This is a genomic window from Nonomuraea sp. NPDC001636 (assembly GCF_040298265.1).
Taxonomy (GTDB): Bacteria; Actinomycetota; Actinomycetes; order Streptosporangiales; family Streptosporangiaceae; genus Nonomuraea.
In genome coordinates, this window is sequence record NZ_JBEOZT010000016.1 from 170,569 (window position 1) to 188,522 (window position 17,954).

Genomic DNA, 17,954 nt, shown 5'->3' on the forward strand with positions numbered 1-17,954 from the left:
GCCTTCGTTAGCCACTGCTATCCCTCTGCTGAGTGGTCGGGGCGCGTCGACGGGTGAGCGCCGGCGGTCACCAGCGCCTCCACGGCCTTGCGCGGATCCTTGCCGGTGACCAGGCTCTCCCCCACCAGGACGGCGTCGGCGCCACCCCTGGCGTAGGCGAGCAGGTCGTGCGGGCCGCGCACGCCCGACTCGGCGATCTTGATCACATTATCCGGGATCTTCGGCGCCAGCTTCGCGAAGACGTCGCGGTCGACCTCAAGAGTCTTCAAATTACGCGCGTTGACCCCGATGACCCGCGCCCCGGCGGCGACCGCCCGCTCCAGCTCCTCCTCGGTGTGCACCTCGACCAGCGGGGTGAGCCCGATGGACTCGGCCCGCTCGATCAGCGACACCAGCGCCTCCTGCTCCAGGCAGACGACCATCAGCAGCGCCAGGTCGGCGCCGTGGGCCCGGGCCTCCCAGAGCTGGTAGGAGGTGAGGATGAAATCTTTACGCAGGATGGGGATGTCGACGCGGGCGCGGACGGCCGCCAGGTCCTCCAGGCTGCCCCCGAACTTGCGCCGCTCGGTCAGCACGCTGATCACGTGGGCGCCGCCGGCCTCGTAGTCGGCCGCGAGCGCGGCGGGATCGGCGATGGCGGCGAGCGCGCCCTTGGACGGGCTCGACCGCTTGACCTCGGCGATCACCGAGATCCTGTCACCCCCGAGGGCGGCCATCGCGTCTCTGGGCCCCTGGGCCCGCTCGGCTCGCCGCTTGAGCTCGTCGATCGACACGGCCTGCTGACGTGCGGCGAGATCGGCGCGCACCCCTTCGAGGATGTCGTCGAGGACACTCGGTCCTTCCGTCCGCTCACTCACGCGCTTGGGGTCCCTCCGGTTGACAGTGGGGGTGGCAGAGAGTTCGCCTCGCGTCCGCTCTCGGCCTTGTCCTGCGATGGTATCGGCCCCACCGGGGTCACCTCGCCACAGGGCCCGTACTACGGCGCGAGGAACGCCCCGAAGGGGAGGTTTCGGACGACCCAGTAGACCATCACGACCGCCAGGAAGGCCCACAGCCACGCCGGATGGGCCAAAGTGGTGCGCCGCGGCCTGCCCTGCCACGCCCGTACGACCCACCGGCCCCACCAGAACAGCAGGAACGGGATCATGACGACGGCCAGCGGATTGAGCCCGAGGGCGGCCAGCGGGTCGAGGTGGGCCAGCGCGTGGATGGTGCGCAGCGTGCCGCAGCCCGGGCAGTAGAGGCCGGTGACCCACAGGAACGGGCAGGTCGGGTAGTGGCCGGGCTGGTTGGGGTCGACCACGCCCACCACGCCGAACACGGCCCCCGTCGCGGCCGCAACACCGAGCGGCGCGAGCAGGCCCTTCAGCCGCCCCGTCCCCCGCCGCCCGGTTGTTGCGATGTCCATGCCCTCAGTATCCCAGTCCGTCAGTACGAGCCGTAGCTGCTCGTCGAGGCGGCGAGCAGCACGAACACCACCACGTAGAAGATGATGAGCAGGACGATGGCGATGGCGCCGAAGATCAGGCTGCGCTTCCACCAGGTCTTGGCCTCCTCGGCGGCCTGAATGGCGCCCTGGACGTCGCCGACCTGCCACTTGGAGTTGACCTGCGACGACTTCACGATCGCCACGATGCCGAGGGGCAGGCAGCAGAACAGGGTGGTGAGGATCGCCGGGACCAGCTGGTTGTCCGGCGGGGTGCCGCCACCGCCGGGGCCGTAACCGCCACCGGGGTAGCCACCGGGCGGCTGCCCGTAACCGCCGCCAGGGGGCTGGCCGTAGCCGCCACCGCTCGGGGGCTGCTGGCCGTAGCCGCCACCGGGGGGCTGCTCACCATAGCCGCCGCCACTCGGGGGCTGCTGGCCGTAGCCGCCGCCGTAACCGCCGCCGCTGGGCGGCTGCTGCCCGTAACCGCCACCACCGCTCGGCGGCTGCTGCCCGTAACCGCCGCCGGGCGGCTGGGCGCCGTAACCGCCGTCGCCCTGGTTTCCGTAACTCATGCTCGTGACTCCTCATGTCGTCAGCGTGAAGCGAGTTGCGCGCGGCAGCCTAGCGATAAAGCATCCCCTACGTGGATTAACGCCCACGTTGCGGACAATTCGTAATCACACCGCAAGCGGGGCGTCACGCTGCGCCCCACTTGTTCACGAGTAGTCGCTGACGGAGGCCGCCGAGCCGAGGCCGATCAGGGTCAGCCAGAACCCGCCGAAGAAGATCCAGAAGAGCACGAACAGCACGACCATGATGTAGGAGGTCACCAGGCCGCCCATCGCCATGCCCTGGCCCTCCTCCCCCGTGCGCTTGATGCGGTTGAGCGCGATGTGGCCGAGGACGACGCCGACGATGCTGGTCGCGCCGCAGGTGACCAGGCCGACGATGCCCAGGATGAGCGAGGCCACCGCCATGCCGTTGGTGGAGCGGGGCTGCTGGGGGGTGCCGTACTGGCCGTAGCCGGGCTGGCCGTAGCCCTGCTGCCCGTAATTCTGCTGGCCGTAGCCCGGCTGGGCGTAGCCGCCGCTCGGCGGCTGGGGCTGCTGGCCGTAGCCCAAAGGCTCCTGGGGGTAGCTCGGCGGCTGCTGGTTGTAGCCGTAACCGCCGCCGCTGGGCGGCTGCTGGTGGTAACCGCCGCCGGTGGGCGGCTGCTGGCCGTAACCCCCGCCGTTGTGGGGCTGCTGGCCGTAGCCGCCGCTCTGGGGCTGCTGGCCGTAAGCCGGGCCCTGGCCGTAGCCGCCGCCGGTGGGCGGCTGCTGGCCGTAGCCGCCGCCGGGGGGCTGCGCGCCGTGGCCCCCGCTGCCGCCCTGGTCCCCGTAGCTCATGAGCTGGCTCCTCTTGTCTTTTGACGAGTTGCAACGGCAGCTTATTGAGAAAACGTTTGCCAAGCAGACAGAGGTTCAGAACCGTGGAGATTTCGTAACTACCGACCTCAGCGGGGTTCCGGGGACTCCGTCGGGTCGTCGCCGCGGTCGAGCGCGTCCCACAGCTCGCGGTCCTCGTGGCCCCTGCGGGCCGTGGCCGCGACCGCGCCCGGCCTGCCGCCGGCCGCGTCGCCGGCCCGCTCGCCCGCCGCGTCAGCCGCCCTGTCGTAACGCGACGACATGCCCGCCCACCTGCCGCCGCGCACCGCGGCCAGCACGCCGCCGGCCAGCAGCAGGAACGCGCCGAGCCCGGCCACGACCGGCCAGCCCGGCACCGGCTCCCAGGGCAGGCCGGCCACCGCGCGGACCGCGTTGTGCTCGCGCAGCCAGCCGGTCACGGTGGCCGAGGCCAGCCCCGCCCACGTGCCCGCCGCCGCGCCCGCGCCGCAGAGCGCCACCAGCACGCCGACGACCCGGCGCCCGGCGCCCTTGGTCGCCAGCACGGCCACCACGCCCGCCAGCCCCGCCAGCGCCAGCGGCGAGAGCACGGGGCTCAGATCGCCGCCGGTCGGCGCGGCCGCGTCGGCGGCCTGCGCGCCGAGCACCCGCACCCAGACCTGACCGGCCGCCAGCAGCACCAGGCAGCTGCCCAGGACGGTCAGCGCCAGCCACGCCCACAACTCGCGCCGCCCGTTCCCGGAGCCCTCACCAGACGTCATGCCACGAGCCGCTAACCGAGCAGACCGGCGTCGAAGCAGGTGCGGTCGCCGGTGTGGCACGCGACGCCGACCTGGTCGACCTTGAGCAGGATGGTGTCGCCGTCGCAGTCGAGGGCCACGCTCTTGACGTGCTGGACGTGCCCGGAGGTGTCGCCCTTGACCCACAGCTTGTCGCGGCTGCGCGACCAGTAGGTGGCCCGGCCGGTGGTGAGCGTGAGGTGCAGCGCCTCGTCGTTCATCCAGGCCATCATGAGCACTTCGCCGGTGTCGTGCTGCTGGGCGATGGCGGGCACGAGGCCGTCCGCGTTGCGCTTCAGCCGTACGGCGATCTCGGGGTCGAGGGACATGGTGCCATTCAACCAGCCCTCCCCCGTGCTCCCGCCTCCGGCTGGGCCAGCGCCTGCGACAAGGTGTCATGGATGGGGAACAGGGCCGCCAGGTTCGTCCTGCGCAGCCGCCGCAGCACCTGGCCGTCGGAGGCCACCAGCGCCATCGTGCCGTCCCTGTCGCGCAACGCGGCGAGCTGGCGCACCAGGACCCCGAGCCCCGTGGTGTCGATGAAGGTCAGCCCGGTCAGGTCGACCACCAGCCGCGTGCCGTCGGCCGCCATCGCCTCGTCGAGACACCTCCTGACCCGGGCGACGTTGTCAACGTCGACCTCGCCCGCGAGGGCGACCACCACGATGTCCCCGTGCCTGCTGTGCGTCGTCTCCAGTACGTCCACGCCCATGCCTTTCATGACCCTTCCTGGGCGGCCCCGCCGAAAACGTACACCGGCGGGCACGGGTGACGGTGTGTTTTGCCGAGAACGCGCTACGTGATCGCGGGCATCACGGTAATTTCTAGGCGACGCGTGCTAGGGAGGACACATCGTGGTGCACGTCGCGGGCTCGGTCCTCGACCCGGATCTGGGGGACCACGTCTGCCTGCCGTTCGAGGGCGAGCGGGAGCGCATGACGACGACCAGGCAGTTCACACTCAACGGGCTGCGCCGCCGGACCAAGGTGGTGATCATCACCCATGCGGAGACCCCTGAGCGCACCCGGGGCCGGCTGGCGCCGCTCGTCCCGGGGTTCGACGACGCCGAGGCGGCCGGGCAGGTGGAGATCCTGTCCTGCGCCGACACGCACTTCACCGACGGCCGCCTCGACCCCGACCGCCTGCTGCACGCCCTGGCCGACGCCCACCACCGGGCGCGCAGGCACGGCCAGCACGGCGTCTACGCCCTGATCGACGCCTCCTGGGGAGCGCGCGACGCGCAGGCCCAGGCGGCGTTCGAGGCCACCGCCAACGAGCTGTTCGGCGAGCGCTGGCTGGCCGCGGTGTGCCAGTACGACCGCGAGCTGTTCCCCCTCGACGCCATCGAGCGGGCCACCGCGGTGCACCCCATCGCGCCCGAGCAGGCGCTGCTGCGCTTCGCCAGCACCTCCTCGCCGCCGGGGCTGCGGGTGTGGGGCGACGTCGACCTGACCAACAGGCCGGCGTTCGGCTCGGTGTTGTCGCCGCTGCGGAAGGAGCCGGGGCAGGTCGTGATCGACGCCTCCCACCTCGACTTCATCGACGCCGGCTCGGCCCGGCTGCTGACCGTCACGGCCGCGGCCAGGCCCCACGGCTCGACCGTGGTCGTCTGCGCCGAGCGGGTGGCCCGGGTGCTGCGGCTGGTCAGGGCCGACACGCACGTCGTCGTCCGCCGGGTGGGCGATGGGTAGGCAGGTGCTGCGCGCGACCTTCGCGCGCGGGCGCATCACGTTCCTGCGCAGGGCCGTGGCCGAGCAGGCCGCCTACGAGGGGCTGAGCGGCCGGCGGCTGGAGGACTTCGTGCTGGCGGTCAACGAGATCACCACCAACGCGGTCCTGCACGGCGGCGGCCAGGGGCGACTGCGGTTGTGGTCGGGCGAGGGACGGCTGTGGTGCGAGGTCACCGACCAGGGCCCGGGGCTGCCGCCCGGCTGGATGGGCGAGGCGCGCCCGCCCGCGGGGCTGGAGTTCCGCGGGCGGGGGCTGTGGCTGACCCGGATGTTGTGCGACCACATCACGATCGTGTCCGGCCCGGCGGGCACGAGCGTGACGTTCGCCGCCGCCCTCGACTAGGAACGCGCGATCAGGAGTGCGCCGCCGAGACCCAGGAGGCGTGCAGATCGGCGTAGACGCCGGGCTGGGTGACCAGCTCGGCGTGCGGGCCGCGCTGCACCAGGCGGCCGGCGTCGAACACCAGCACCTCGTCGGCGTTCTCCGCCGTCGAGAGCCGGTGGGCGATCGAGACGGCCGTGCGGCCCCTGGTGACGCCCTCCAGCGCGCGGGCCAGGCGCACCTCGGTGGCCGGGTCGACGGCCGAGGTGGCCTCGTCCAGCAGCAGCAGGTCGGGGTCGGCGAGGTAGGCGCGGGCCAGGGCGACGAGCTGACGCTCGCCCGCCGACAGCGACTCCCCGCGCTGGCCGACGGGCGTGTCCAGGCCCGCGGGCAGGCCCTCGACCCAGTCGGCCAGGCCCAGTTCGGTCATCGCGAGCTGGATCTCCGCGCGGGTCGCCGGCGGCCTGCCGTACCGGACGTTGTCCTCCAGGGTGCCGTCGAACAGGAAGCCGTCCTGGGGGACCATGACGATGCGTTCGCGCAGGGAGGAGAAGCGCACGTCGCGCAGGTCGTGGCCGTCCACCGTGACGCGGCCGCCGACCGGGTCCATGAGCCGGGTCAGCAGCTTGGCGAACGTGGTCTTGCCCGACCCGGTCTCGCCGACGACGGCGACGCGCGAGCGCGGCGGGATCTCCAGCGAGACCTCGCGCAGCACCGGCGGGCCGCCCGGGTAGGAGAAGTGCACGTTCTCGAAGGCGACCGAGATCGGCCCCCTGGGCAGCCGCACGCCCTTCTCGCCGGGGTCGGCGACGTCCGGCGGGGTGTCCAGGACGCCCAGGATGCGGCGGTACCCGGCCACCGCGTTCTGGGCCTCGTTCAGCACCTCGGTGGCGGTCTGCAGCGGCGAGACGAACAGCGTGACCAGGAAGAGGAAGGCCACCAGCTTGCCCGCGGTGATGTCGCCGGACACGCCGAGCCGCACCCCGAGCAGCACGATCCCGGCGATGGCCAGCGCGGCGACGATCTCGGTCAGCGGGAAGACGAAGCCGACGATGGTCTGCGCCTTGATCTGCGCGGTCCTGTTGGCGTCCACGGCCTTGTCGATGCGGTCCGCGGTACGCCGCTCGGAGGCGTAGGCCCTGATGACGGCGGCGCCGACGACGGACTCGCTGACCGCGGCGAGCATGTCGCCGGTCCGCTCGCGCACGGTCGTGTACGCCCGCGACAACAGCCGCTGGAACCGCGGCAGCGCGATCATCAGCGGCACGAAGCACACCCACACCAGCAGCGTGAGCTGCCAGGAGTAGACCAGCATGAGCACGCTGGCCACGAAGAGCTGGCCGAACGCCACGATGATCATCAGCCCGCCCCACTGCATGAACGTGCTGATCTGGTCGATGTCGTTGGTGACCCGCGAGACCAGCGCGCCGCGCCGCTCGCTGTTCTGGGTGAGCACCGACAGGTCGTGCACGTGCCGGAACCCGCGCACGCGCAGGCTGGCCAGCGAGGACTCGGTGGCCTTGTACAGGCGCACGTTCATGATGTAACCGGCCAGCGCGGTCAGCAGCACGGCCGCGGCGCACACCAGGACGGCCCGGGTGATGTACGGCAGGTCCGGCGTGCCGCTCTTGATGCCGGTGTCGATCGTCTGCTGCACCGCGATCGGCACGATGATCTTGCCGATGGTCGCCACGACGGCCAGCCCGAGCGTGCCGGCCAGTCCCTTGCGGAACTCGGGGGTGAGCGACAGGCCGTGCCAGATGGTGGCCAGCGCCGACCGCTCGACGTTGCCCTGGAGCGCCTCGCTCATGCGCTGACCTCTTCCTCTTCCTCTTCGGCGTCCGGGGCCGGCGACAGGTCGATGGCGGCCCGTTCGGCCTCCTCGCGCTCGTAGGCGGTCACCAGGTTGCGGTATCCGGGGCAGCGCACGAGCAGCTCCTCGTGGGTCCCGCGGTCCTCGACCCGGCCGTGGTCGAGGTAGACCACCTCGTCGGCCAGGGCGATGGTGGCCATCCGGTAGGCGACGACCACGACGGTGGAGGCCTCCGCGCTGTCCCGCAGCCCGTGCAGGATCTTGGCCTCGACCTGGGGGTCCACGCTGGAGGTGGCGTCGTCCAGGATGAGCAGGCGCGGGCGGCGGACCACCGCGCGGGCCAGCGCGATGCGCTGGCGCTGGCCGCCGGACAACGACGCGCCGCGCTCGCCGACGCGGGTGTCGAGCCCGTCGCCCAGGCGGCCGACGAAGCCGTCGGCCTGGGCCAGGCGCAGCGCCGCCCACACGTCCTCGTCGCCGGTGTCCAGGCCGAGCGCGACGTTGCCGCGTACGGTGTCGTCGAACAGGAACGTCTGCTGCGGCACCAGCGCGGCCGAGCCGGCGATGGCGCCGTAGGGCAGGTCGCGCACGTCGACGCCGTCGAGCAGCACCTGCCCGGAGCCGGGGTCGACGAGCCGGACCAGGAGCTGGACCAGCGTCGACTTGCCCGACCCGGTCGGCCCCACCAGGGCCACGGTACGGCCGGGCGGCACGTCGAAGGTGACGTCGTGCAGCACCTCGGCCTGGTCGTAGGCGTAGGACACGCCGGCCACCTTCAGCTCGGCGGGCCCGGACGAGGCCACGGACGTGTCGCCGTAGTCCATGGAGCCCTCGGCGTCGAGCACGGCCTGCACCCGCTGCCAGCCGACGACGCTGCGCGGCAGCTCGGCCAGCACCCAGCCCAGCGCCCTGATCGGGAAGGCCAGCAGCGTGAACAGGTAGGCGACCTGCACCAGGTCGCCGGAGTCGATCGCGCCGGTGGACAGGCGCAGCGCGCCGACCGCCAGCACGGCGAGCACGCCGATCGTGGGCAGCGCCTCCAGCATGGGGTCGAACAGCCCGCGCACCCGGCCGACGGCGATGTTGGCGTCGCGCAGCTCGTGGGCGCGGCGGCGGAACCGGTCGGTCTCCAGCTCCTCGCGGCCGAGGGTCTTGATGACCAGCGCGCCGTCGAAGCTCTCGTGCGCGATCTCGCTCACCTCGGCGCGCAGCTGCTGGGCGCGCGTGGCCAGGGGGCTGAGCCGACGCTGGTAGACCAGGTTCAGCACGGCGATGGCCGGGAAGATCAGGAAGCCCACCAGCGCGAGCACGAGGTCGGTGAACAGCATGGCGACGGCCGCGGTGAACAGCATGACCAGCACGCCGACGGCCATCGGCAGCGGCGCGAGCGGCGCCCAGGCGGCCTCGGCGTCGGCGCTGGCGTTGGACAGCAGTTGCCCGGTCGGGTGCCGGTGGTGCCAGGACAGCGGCAGCCGCAGGTACTGCTTGGTCACGTCCCTGCGTGACCTGGCCTGCATGCGGTACTGCACGACGCCGGCCAGGATGCGCCGCCCCGCCACGCCGATCGCCTTGAGCAGCGCGGTGCCGATGATCAGCAGTGCGCCGGTCCACATGGCGCCGGCGGAGGTCCGGCCCTGGTCGAAGGCGGGCAGCACCACGTTCTGTGTCGCCCAGCCCAGTGCCCAGGCCGAGGCGACGGTCATGCCGCCGTAGACCGCGCTGGCCAGCGCGGCCATCGCGAACACGGCTCTCTCCGTGCGAATGGCCACCCCAAGGACCCGCAGTCCTTGACGCATGACGGCCGAGGTGACCTTGCTCGCCACTCGGTATTTTTCCCTTCAAACGTCGATATTTCTATCTATGTCCCTATCACGGCCGGTCGTCTCCTTATTCCCACAGGTAGGCTTGATCAGGTGACTCACGCTCGTGGCGAACGCACCGCGCTCTGCGACCTGTTCGACCGGCTCGGCCCCGACGCGCCCACGTTGTGCGAGGGGTGGACCACCTACGACCTGGCCGCCCACCTCGTGCTGCGCGAGCGCCGGCCGGACGCCATGGGCGGCATCGGGATCAGCGCGCTGGCGGGCTACACCGCCTCGGTCCAGAATGGCCTGAAGGCCAGACACCCCTACCCCGAGCTGGTGGGCATCGTCCGGCGGCCGGGCGGCGTCTACGGGCTGCTGCCCTTCCTGGACAAGGCGGTCAACACGCTGGAGTTCTTCGTCCACCACGAGGACGTGCGCCGCGCCCAGCCCGGATGGGAGCCGCGCGAGCTGCCGGCCGACCTCGACGAGCTCATCTGGAAGCGGGTGTCGGCGGGCGCCCGGATCATGCTGCGCCGCTCGCCGGTGCGCCTGGTGCTGCGCCGCACCGGCGGCGGGGCGGCAGGCGGCGGGGCGGCAGGCGGGGTGGCGCTCGGCGGGGCTCGGGAGGGCGCCAAGGTCCAGGTCACCGGCACGGCCCAGGAGCTGCTGCTGTTCTGCTTCGGCCGGCAGGAGCACGCCAGGGTGGAGCTGACCGGCGACGACGCGGCGGTGAGCCGGGCAACCGAAGCCCGGCTCGGATTCTGACCGAAACCCTCGGCCCAGAAACCCCTCGTCTTAAACCTCCAGCCCGTACGATGGCACAGGAAAGAAGCCCCCCGGTTAGGATCTTGGACATCTTCACAGAAGATGACCGTGATCGCCCAGATCCGGGTATATACGGCTGGGAATGGACTGCAGGAGGCCCCCCATGCAGGTCAAGAAGGTGGCTACGTACGTTCTGGTGGCGTTCGTGGTCTTCTACCTGTTCACCCGGCCGGCCCAGGCGGCGGCCGCGGTCAACGGCGTGTTTGACGGAATTGTCCAAGGAGCCAACCAATTGGCGGTCTTCTTTACGAATGTTCTGACCTGATGTTCGCGTTCTGTCCGCGCTAGGTGCTTCCACGCGCTGACAGATCGTGTTACGCAGGCAGGATGAGAGATCGCCCCAGCGGCAACAAGATCAATCAGCTCGATCCGCAGGCCCGGCGCGTCCTCGAACGGGCAGAGCTTGAGGGCATCGAGCTGATCCGTTTCCTGTACGCCGACCACGGTGGCGTGGTCCGTGGCAAGGCGGCGTCCCGGTCCCGGTTGGCCGAACGGCTCCACTCGGGCATCGGGCACACGGTGGCCATGATGGCGATGAACATGCTCGACCAGCTTCAGGAGGTCGAGCACCTGGGTCCGGTGGGCGAGGTTCGCATTGTCCCCGACCCGGCCACGTTCGTCCCGTTGCCCCATGCACCGGGCGCCGCCGCGATGCTGTCGGACCTGCGGCGGCCCGACGGCTCACCGTGGGAAGCCTGCGCCCGCACGTTCCTCAAGGACGCCGTGGCGGAGCTGGCCGCCGACGGCTACCGGATCGAGGCGGCCTTCGAGCCCGAGTTCACGCTCGGCCGCCGCCTGCCCGACCCCAATGGCGGCCCCGACCGGCTGGTGCCGCTCGACGACTCTCTCTGCTACGCCGGCACCGGCTTCGACACCGCGCACGACTACACGATCAAGCTCATGCGCGCGCTGGAGACCCAGGGCCTGCGCGTCGAGCACTACCATCCCGAGCTCGGCCCCGGCCAGCAGGAGCTGTCGGTGCACCACGCGCCCCCGCTGCGCGCCGCCGACAACCACGTGCTCTACCGGGAGACCGTGCGCGGCGTGGCGATGCGCATGTCGATGTGGGCCTCGCTGGCCCCCAAGCCCCTGGCCGACCAGGCCGGCAACGGCGCCCACCTGCACCTGTCACTGTGGCGCGACAACCGGAACCTGTTCGCCGAGGACGGCGCGGAACGCGCGCACTTCATCGGCGGCCTGATCGCCCACCTGCCCGCCCTGACCGCCCTGACCTGCGGCAGCGTCAACAGCTTCCGCCGCCTGTCACCCCGCATGTGGTCCAGCGCGTACGCGGTCTACGGCCCCGACAACCGGGAGGCGGCCGTGCGCGTGTGCTCGCCGCTGGGCGAGAGCGGCGAGCCGAACCTGGAGCTGAAGCCGTCGGACTCCTCGGCCAACCCGTACCTGTCGCTCGGCGCGGTCATCCACGCCGGGCTCGACGGCATCCGCCGCAAGCTCGACCCGGGCGAGGCCGTGGACGTCGATCCCGACACCGTGCCCGACCGCTATCCCCGCCTGCCCGGCTCCCTGGAGGAGGCGCTCGACGCGCTGGAGGCCGACGAGGTGCTCATGGAGGCGCTCGGGCCGTTGCGGCGCAGCGCGTACCTGGCGGTCAAGCGTTCGGAGGCGGCCGCGTTCGCCGCCAAGGACGCCTCCTACGAGCTCTTCCACCACCTGCGGGTGTTCTGACCGCCCCCGGGGCCCGCGCCGCCGGTCCCATGCCGCCGGCCCCGCGTGGGCGGGGCCGGCAGGCGGGCCTCTCCGGACCGGATGGACACAACGGACCGGGTGGCCTCAGCGGACCGGGTGGCCCGCCATCCGCAGTGTCTCCTTGACGTCGCCGATCTTGAGCGTGCCGAAGTGGAACACGCTGGCGGCCAGCACGGCGTCGGCCCCGGCCTCGATGGCCGGCGGGAAGTCCTCCAGCCGGCCGGCCCCGCCGCTGGCGATCACCGGCACCCGCACCGCCGCGCGCACCGCGTGCAGCAGCTCCAGGTCGTAGCCGTCGAGGGTGCCGTCGCCGTCCATGGAGTTGAGCAGGATCTCGCCGACGCCCAGCTCCTCGCCGCGCGCCGACCACTCCACCGCGTCGATGCCGGTGCCGCGCCGGCCGCCGTGGGTGGTCACCTCGAACCCGCTGGGCATGCCCGGCGCCCGGCGGGCGTCGACCGACAGCACCACGCACTGCGCGCCGAACCGCCGCGACGCCTCGGTCAGCAGCTCGGGCCTGGCGATGGCCGCGGTGTTCAGGGACACCTTGTCGGCCCCGGCCCGCAGCAGCCGGTTGACGTCGTCGACCGCGCGCACGCCGCCGCCCACGGTGAGCGGGATGAACACCTGCTCGGCGGTCCTGCGCACCACGTCGAGCATGGTCTCCCGCTCGCCCGACGAGGCGGTGATGTCGAGGAAGGTCAGCTCGTCGGCGCCCTCCTCGTCGTAGCGCCTGGCCAGCTCGACCGGATCTCCCGCGTCGCGCATGTTCTCGAAGTTGACGCCCTTGACGACCCGCCCGGCGTCGACGTCGAGACAGGGGATCACTCTTACCGCTACGGTCATGCTCGCAGTGCCTCGATTTCGATCTCGACCAGCATTCGAGGGTCGACCAGCCCGGCGACCCTCACTCCTGTGCAGGCGGGCCGCACGTGCCCGAAGACTTCGTAGATGGCCCGGCCGACGAGGTCGAAGTGGCGCTGCTCCACCACGTAGTAGCGGACCATGACGACGTCCTCGCGGGTCAGGCCGCCGACCTCGACGGCGTCGAGCGCGATGTCGATGGCGGTCAGGCTCTGCCGGTAGGCGTCGCCGACGTGGCGTACCTCGCCGTCGATCGTGGCCGTGCACCCGGAGACGATCACACGCTCGCCCACGACCACGGCGCGGGCGTAGCCGTACTTCTCCTCCCAGATGCCGCCCGAGAACACCCTCGGACCGGTGCTTTCCATGCTGACGCTCATTCCGCCCCCTCCCGGCGAAGCTAAACGCGTACCGCGGCCAGCGCGTCCTCCAGAGTGAACGCGTGAGCGTACAGGGCCCTGCCCACGATGGCTCCCTCCACTCCGTCCGGGACGAGAGAAGCCAGTGCCACCAGGTCGTCAAGACTGGACACGCCGCCACTGGCGATCACGGGCTTGTCGGTGTGTGCGCAGATCCGCCGGTAGAGGTCGAGATTGGGGCCCTGCAGCATGCCGTCCTTGGTCACGTCGGTGACGACGTAGCGGGGGCAGCCGTCGCCCTCCAGGCGGTCGAGCACCTCCCACAGGTCGCCGCCGTCCTTCGTCCAGCCGCGGGCGGCCAGCGTGGTGCCGCGCACGTCGAGGCCCACCGCGATCCGGTCGCCGTGCTCGGCGATGATCTTCCGGCACCACTCGGGGTTCTCCAGGGCGGCGGTGCCGATGTTGACCCGGCGGCAGCCGGTGGCCAGGGCGGCGGCCAGCGACTCGTCGTCGCGGATGCCGCCGGACAGCTCCACCTTGACGTCGAGCTTGCCGATCACCTCGCTGATCAGCTCCTTGTTGGAGCCCCTGCCGAACGCGGCGTCGAGGTCGACCAGATGGATCCACTCGGCGCCCGCCTCCTGCCAGGCCAGCGCCGCGGCGAGCGGCTCGCCGAAGCCGGTCTCGGTCCCGGCCTCACCCTGGACGAGGCGCACGGCCTGGCCATCGGCGACGTCCACGGCGGGAAGCAATACGAGCGACATTCAGGTCCTCCGGTCGAAAGCGAGGGTCACCACAACAGGTGCGAGCAGCAGGGAGAAGACGAACACGGCGAGGCTCACCGCGGGCGAGCCCCAGACCAGCCACACGATCGCCTGCACGATCAGGAAGCCGAGCGCCACCGCGACGTTCTGGGCGCGATGGCGGCGGGCGATCAGGCCGCCCTGCCGGGCGAACCGGACCGGGCGCGGGATCAGGCGGGCGGTCAGGGCGCGGCGCCGGGCGCGGCGCGCCTGCCGCTCCTCGTTGCGCCGGATCGCGCGCGCCCGCTCGGCCTCCCGCTCGGCCCGCCGGCGCGCCCGCTCCTTGCTCATACCGTCTCTAGCCAGTTCCTCAGCAGGGCGGCTCCGGCGTCGCCGGACTTCTCCGGATGGAACTGGGTGGCCATGAGCGGGCCGTTCTCGGCGGCGGCCACGAACGGCACGCCGTGCTCGGCCCAGGTCACCACGGGCGCGGCGAAACCGGGGTCGGCCGGCCGCAGCTCCCACTCGCGCACGCCGTAGGAGTGCACGAAGTAGAAGCGGGTGTCGGCGTCGAGCCCGGCGAACAGCACGCTGTCAGCGGGCGCCTTGACCGTGTTCCACCCCATGTGCGGCAGCACGGGCGCCTCCAGCCGCTCGACCGTGCCCGGCCACTCGCCGCAGCCCTCGGTCTCGACGCCGTGCTCGACGCCCCGCGCGAACAGGATCTGCATGCCGACGCAGATGCCCAGCACCGGACGCCCGCCGGCCAGGCGGCGGCCGATGACCCGGTCGCCGTGGACGCCCTTGAGCCCGGCCATGCAGGCCGCGAACGCGCCGACGCCCGGCACGACCAGCCCGTCGGCGTCGAGCGCCGCGTCGAAATCGGCGGTCACGGTGACGTCCGCGCCCACCCGGGCCAGGGCCCGCTCGGCCGAGCGCAGGTTGCCCGAGCCGTAGTCGAGCACCACGATGTTCTTGCTCACCACCACAACACCCCCGCCGTGATCGCCATCGCCGCGCCGAGCGCGCAGACCGTGGCGCCCACCTTGAGACCCTGCTTGGCCAGCGAGAACACGCCGCCGACGAGGAACAGCCCGAGGAACACCATGACGCCCGCGATGAGGTTGTCGGTCACAGCACACCCTTGGTGCTCGGCACGCCCGAGGCGCGCGGGTCGAGCTCGGACGCCTCGCGCATCGCCCTGGCCAGCGCCTTGAACTGGGCCTCGACGATGTGATGGGCGTTGCGCCCGTACGGCACGTGCACGTGCAGGCAGATGGCCGCCTGGGCGACCAGCGACTCCAGGATGTGCCGGGTCATCGTCGTGTCGTAGTCGGGGCCGATCATCGGGGCCATGCCCGCGGGCTCGGTGTGCACGAGGTACGGCCGCCCGGACAGGTCGACCGTGACCTGGGCCAGCGACTCGTCCAGCGGGCACGACGCGCTGCCGAACCGCCGGATGCCGGACTTGTCGCCCAGCGCCTGGCGGAAGGCCGCGCCCAGCGCCAGCGCGGTGTCCTCGATCGTGTGATGGGCGTCGATGTGCAGGTCGCCCTCGGTCTTGACGGTCAGGTCGAACAGACCGTGCTTGCCGAGCTGGGCCAGCATGTGGTCGAAGAAGCCCACCCCGGTCGAGACGTCGACCAGGCCGGTGCCGTCGAGGCCCACCTCGACCAGGACCGAGGTCTCCTTCGTTGCCCGCTCCACGCGCCCTACGCGACTCACAGAACCTCCTCCATCGCGGCGCGGAAGGCCGCCATCTCCTCGCCGGTGCCGATCGACACACGCAGCCATTCTGGCGGGCCCACCTCGCGGATGAGCACACCGCGGGCCAGCAGCCCCTCCCACACCTCGCGCCGGTCGGGGAACCGCCCGAACAGCACGAAGTTGGCGTCGGAGTCGGCCACCGACAGCCCCTTGCCGCGCAGCCAGGCGACCGTGGCGTCGCGCTCGGCGCGCAGCGCGTCGACCGTGCCGAGCAGTTCGGCGCGGTGGCGCAGCGCGACCCGCGCGGCCGTCTGGGTGAGCGTGGACAGGTGGTACGGCAGCCGCACCAGCAGCAGCGCCTGCACCACGGCCGGGTGCGCGGCCAGGTAGCCGAGGCGGGTGCCGGCCATGGCGAACGCCTTGGACATCGTGCGGGTGACGATCAGCCTCGGGTGCCGCGGCAGCAGCGTGAGCGCCGACGGAGTGCCCTGGCGGGCGAACTCGGCGTAGGCCTCGTCGATCACCACCACGCCCGGCGCGGCGGCCAGCACGGCCTCGATCGTCGACAGCGGCTGCGCGGTGCCGGTCGGGTTGTTGGGCGAGGCCAGGAAGACGATGTCGGGCCGGTGCTCCTCGATCGCCGCGACGGCCTTGCCGGGGTCGAGGGAGAAGTCGTCCTCACGGGCGGCGCCGATCCACTCGGTGCTGGTGCCGGTGGTGAGGATCGGGTGCATCGAGTACGACGGCTCGAACCCGATGGCGGTGCGCCCGTGGCCGCCGAAGGCCTGCAGGATCTGCTGGAGCACCTCGTTGGAGCCGTTGGCCGCCCACACCTGCTCGGGGCTCAGCCCGTGGCCCAGGTAGGCGGCCAGGTCGGCGCGCAGCCCGGTGGCGTCGCGGTCGGGGTAGCGGTTGAGCTCGCCCGCGCTCGCGGCGACGGCCTGCGCCAGGTCGGCGACCAGCGCGGGCGAGGGCGGATAGGGGTTCTCGTTGGTGTTGAGCCGGACCGGCACGTCGATCTGCGGCGCGCCGTAGGGCGAGCGGCCCTTCAGGTCGTCGCGGATCGGCAGGTCGTCGAGGGTCACGTCGGCGGGGTTCACTCTGACTCCGTGGGGACTCGCCAGTCGAAGCGGGCGCGGATCGCGGCGCCGTGCGCCGGCAGGTCTTCGGCGTCGGCCAGCACCGACACGTGGGCCGCCGCCTGGGCCAGGGCGTCGCGGGTGTAGTCGACGACGTGGATGCCGCGCAGGAACGACTGCACCGACAGGCCGCTGGAGTGGCAGGCGCAGCCGCCGGTGGGCAGCACGTGGTTGGACCCGGCGAGGTAGTCGCCGAGCGAGACCGGCGCGTAGGGGCCGACGAAGATCGCCCCGGCGTTGCGGATCCGGGCCGCGACCTCGGCCGCGCCGGCGGTGTGGATCTCCAGGTGCTCGGCCGCGTACGCGTCGACGACCTTGATGCCGTCGTCGATCGAGGAGACCAGCACGATGCCCGACTGCCGGCCGCCCAGCGCCTCGGTGATGCGCTCGGAGTGGCGGGTGGCCGAGACCTGGCCCGGCAGCTCCTTCTCGACCGCCTCGGCCAGCTCAAGGCTGGTGGTGACCAGGACGGCGGCGGCGATCGTGTCGTGCTCGGCCTGGCTGATCAGGTCGGCGGCGACGTGAACCGGGTCGGCGGTCTCGTCGGCCAGGATGGCGATCTCGGTGGGGCCGGCCTCGGAGTCGATGCCGATGCGGCCCTTGAGCAGGCGCTTGGCGGCGGCGACCCAGATGTTGCCGGGGCCGGTCACCATGGTCGCGGGCGGGCACTCCTCGGTGCCGTAGGCGAACATGGCCACGGCCTGCGCCCCGCCCACGGAGTAGACCTCGTCGACGCCGAGCAGCGCGCACGCGGCCAGGATGGTGGGGTGGGGCAGCCCGCCGAACTCCTTCTGGGCCGGGCTGGTGACGGCCAGCGAGGCGACGCCCGCCTCCTGGGCCGGGACGACGTTCATGACCACGCTGGAGGGATAGACGGCACGGCCGCCGGGCACGTAGAGGCCCACGCGGTCGACCGGCACCCAGCGCTCGGTCACCGTGCCGCCGGGCACGACCTGCGTGGTGACGTCGGAGCGGCGCTGGTCGCGGTGGACCAGCCGGGCCCGCCTGATCGACTCCTCCAGCGCGGCCCTGACCCGGGGGTCGAGCTCGTCGAGCGCCCGCCGGACGACGTCGGCGGGGACGCGGGCGGAGGCGATCTCGACACCGTCGAACCTGGCGGTCAGCTCCCGTACGGCTGCCGCCCCGCGATGGCGCACGTCGTCGCAGATGGGCCGCACCTTCTCCAGGGCGGCCTCGACGTCGAGCTCGGCGCGGGGCAGCACGTCGCGCAGGTCCGCAGGAAGGGAACCGCGCATGTCAATACGGGAAATCACCCTGACAGTCTACGGAGTCCGGACCCCGGATCCGCTTCTGTCCAGAATGCGGGACGCAGGCTGGACGCGT

General features: G+C 72.1%; 23 protein-coding genes. 5 read left to right on the forward strand and 18 right to left on the reverse strand.

What is annotated here, in order from left to right; all coding sequences use genetic code 11:
- Positions 1-17: 17 nt before the first annotated feature.
- The 7 genes from trpC to ABT158_RS28215 all read right to left on the reverse strand — a co-directional run bounded on the left by trpC (position 18) and on the right by ABT158_RS28215 (position 4,314).
- Entirely contained in the window at positions 18-857 is an 840-nt protein-coding gene (gene trpC, locus ABT158_RS28185) for an indole-3-glycerol phosphate synthase TrpC (protein ID WP_125630391.1), read from the reverse strand.
- 119 nt (positions 858-976) lie between these two features.
- Positions 977-1,408, reverse strand: a complete 432-nt coding sequence (locus ABT158_RS28190; protein ID WP_352358350.1) for a DUF2752 domain-containing protein — start codon at positions 1,406-1,408, stop codon at positions 977-979.
- A gap of 20 nt (positions 1,409-1,428) precedes the next feature.
- The gene (locus tag ABT158_RS28195; protein ID WP_352358351.1) at positions 1,429-2,001 is read right to left on the reverse strand and encodes a CD225/dispanin family protein; all 573 of its coding nucleotides are present in this window, start codon (positions 1,999-2,001) and stop codon (positions 1,429-1,431) included.
- Positions 2,002-2,145: 144 nt separating this feature from the next.
- Entirely contained in the window at positions 2,146-2,817 is a 672-nt protein-coding gene (locus tag ABT158_RS28200; protein ID WP_352358352.1) for a DUF4190 domain-containing protein, read from the reverse strand.
- Between the two features lie 107 nt (positions 2,818-2,924).
- The gene (locus ABT158_RS28205) at positions 2,925-3,575 is read right to left on the reverse strand and encodes a Trp biosynthesis-associated membrane protein (RefSeq protein ID WP_352358353.1); all 651 of its coding nucleotides are present in this window, start codon (positions 3,573-3,575) and stop codon (positions 2,925-2,927) included.
- Between the two features lie 11 nt (positions 3,576-3,586).
- On the reverse strand, positions 3,587-3,922 hold the full coding sequence (gene hisI / locus ABT158_RS28210; RefSeq protein WP_352358355.1) for a phosphoribosyl-AMP cyclohydrolase: 336 nt from the start codon (positions 3,920-3,922) through the stop codon (positions 3,587-3,589).
- An 8-nt stretch (positions 3,923-3,930) separates the two neighbouring features.
- Positions 3,931-4,314: an STAS domain-containing protein gene (locus tag ABT158_RS28215; RefSeq protein WP_352358357.1), complete on the reverse strand. Its 384-nt coding sequence runs from the start codon at positions 4,312-4,314 to the stop codon at positions 3,931-3,933.
- Positions 4,315-4,447: 133 nt separating this feature from the next.
- On the opposite strand from ABT158_RS28215, the gene ABT158_RS28220 reads away from it, so the two are divergent.
- Together ABT158_RS28220 and ABT158_RS28225 are read left to right on the forward strand one after the other, a co-directional pair.
- Complete coding sequence (locus ABT158_RS28220; RefSeq protein ID WP_352358359.1) at positions 4,448-5,284, forward strand: MEDS and STAS domain-containing protein; 837 nt, start codon at positions 4,448-4,450, stop codon at positions 5,282-5,284.
- Positions 5,277-5,666: an ATP-binding protein gene (locus tag ABT158_RS28225; protein WP_352358361.1), complete on the forward strand. Its 390-nt coding sequence runs from the start codon at positions 5,277-5,279 to the stop codon at positions 5,664-5,666. The genes ABT158_RS28220 and ABT158_RS28225 overlap by 8 nt, the downstream gene beginning before the upstream one ends.
- 10 nt (positions 5,667-5,676) lie before the next feature.
- Here ABT158_RS28225 and ABT158_RS28230 read toward each other — a convergent pair whose 3' ends face one another.
- Together ABT158_RS28230 and ABT158_RS28235 are read right to left on the reverse strand one after the other, a co-directional pair.
- Entirely contained in the window at positions 5,677-7,455 is a 1,779-nt protein-coding gene (locus tag ABT158_RS28230) for an ABC transporter ATP-binding protein (protein ID WP_352358363.1), read from the reverse strand.
- A complete protein-coding gene (locus tag ABT158_RS28235) occupies positions 7,452-9,254 on the reverse strand; it encodes an ABC transporter ATP-binding protein (protein WP_352358459.1) in 1,803 nt (600 codons plus the stop codon). The genes ABT158_RS28230 and ABT158_RS28235 overlap by 4 nt, the downstream gene beginning before the upstream one ends.
- A gap of 117 nt (positions 9,255-9,371) precedes the next feature.
- On the opposite strand from ABT158_RS28235, the gene ABT158_RS28240 reads away from it, so the two are divergent.
- The 3 genes from ABT158_RS28240 (at position 9,372) to ABT158_RS28250 (ending at position 11,777) form a co-directional block, all read left to right on the forward strand.
- The gene (locus tag ABT158_RS28240; protein ID WP_352358365.1) at positions 9,372-10,028 is read left to right on the forward strand and encodes a TIGR03085 family metal-binding protein; all 657 of its coding nucleotides are present in this window, start codon (positions 9,372-9,374) and stop codon (positions 10,026-10,028) included.
- Positions 10,029-10,191: 163 nt separating this feature from the next.
- A complete protein-coding gene (locus ABT158_RS28245; RefSeq protein WP_185844438.1) occupies positions 10,192-10,353 on the forward strand; it encodes a hypothetical protein in 162 nt (53 codons plus the stop codon).
- Positions 10,354-10,415: 62 nt separating this feature from the next.
- Positions 10,416-11,777: a glutamine synthetase family protein gene (locus ABT158_RS28250; RefSeq protein ID WP_352358367.1), complete on the forward strand. Its 1,362-nt coding sequence runs from the start codon at positions 10,416-10,418 to the stop codon at positions 11,775-11,777.
- A gap of 105 nt (positions 11,778-11,882) precedes the next feature.
- Here ABT158_RS28250 and hisF read toward each other — a convergent pair whose 3' ends face one another.
- From hisF to hisD, 9 genes are read right to left on the reverse strand one after another with little or no spacing between them, the layout of a single operon-like run.
- Positions 11,883-12,644 (reverse strand): imidazole glycerol phosphate synthase subunit HisF, encoded by a 762-nt coding sequence (gene hisF, locus ABT158_RS28255; RefSeq protein WP_352358369.1) that lies wholly within the window; start codon positions 12,642-12,644, stop codon positions 11,883-11,885.
- Positions 12,641-13,030: a Rid family hydrolase gene (locus ABT158_RS28260; protein WP_352326354.1), complete on the reverse strand. Its 390-nt coding sequence runs from the start codon at positions 13,028-13,030 to the stop codon at positions 12,641-12,643. The genes hisF and ABT158_RS28260 overlap by 4 nt, the downstream gene beginning before the upstream one ends.
- Positions 13,031-13,062: 32 nt before the next feature.
- Positions 13,063-13,785 carry a bifunctional 1-(5-phosphoribosyl)-5-((5-phosphoribosylamino)methylideneamino)imidazole-4-carboxamide isomerase/phosphoribosylanthranilate isomerase PriA gene (gene priA / locus ABT158_RS28265; protein WP_352358372.1) on the reverse strand — a complete coding sequence of 241 codons (723 nt, stop codon included), beginning with the start codon at positions 13,783-13,785 and terminating at the stop codon, positions 13,063-13,065.
- Positions 13,786-14,115 carry a hypothetical protein gene (locus tag ABT158_RS28270; protein WP_352358374.1) on the reverse strand — a complete coding sequence of 110 codons (330 nt, stop codon included), beginning with the start codon at positions 14,113-14,115 and terminating at the stop codon, positions 13,786-13,788.
- Positions 14,112-14,747: an imidazole glycerol phosphate synthase subunit HisH gene (hisH, locus tag ABT158_RS28275; RefSeq protein ID WP_352358376.1), complete on the reverse strand. Its 636-nt coding sequence runs from the start codon at positions 14,745-14,747 to the stop codon at positions 14,112-14,114. The genes ABT158_RS28270 and hisH overlap by 4 nt, the downstream gene beginning before the upstream one ends.
- On the reverse strand, positions 14,744-14,899 hold the full coding sequence (locus ABT158_RS28280; protein ID WP_352358378.1) for a CG2302 family histidine operon protein: 156 nt from the start codon (positions 14,897-14,899) through the stop codon (positions 14,744-14,746). The genes hisH and ABT158_RS28280 overlap by 4 nt, the downstream gene beginning before the upstream one ends.
- A complete protein-coding gene (gene hisB, locus ABT158_RS28285) occupies positions 14,896-15,489 on the reverse strand; it encodes an imidazoleglycerol-phosphate dehydratase HisB (protein ID WP_352358380.1) in 594 nt (197 codons plus the stop codon). The genes ABT158_RS28280 and hisB overlap by 4 nt, the downstream gene beginning before the upstream one ends.
- On the reverse strand, positions 15,486-16,571 hold the full coding sequence (locus ABT158_RS28290) for a histidinol-phosphate transaminase (protein ID WP_352358382.1): 1,086 nt from the start codon (positions 16,569-16,571) through the stop codon (positions 15,486-15,488). The genes hisB and ABT158_RS28290 overlap by 4 nt, the downstream gene beginning before the upstream one ends.
- Positions 16,568-17,884: a histidinol dehydrogenase gene (gene hisD, locus ABT158_RS28295; RefSeq protein WP_352358384.1), complete on the reverse strand. Its 1,317-nt coding sequence runs from the start codon at positions 17,882-17,884 to the stop codon at positions 16,568-16,570. Before hisD ends, ABT158_RS28290 begins: the two co-directional genes overlap by 4 nt.
- Between the last annotated feature and the right edge of the window lie 70 nt (positions 17,885-17,954).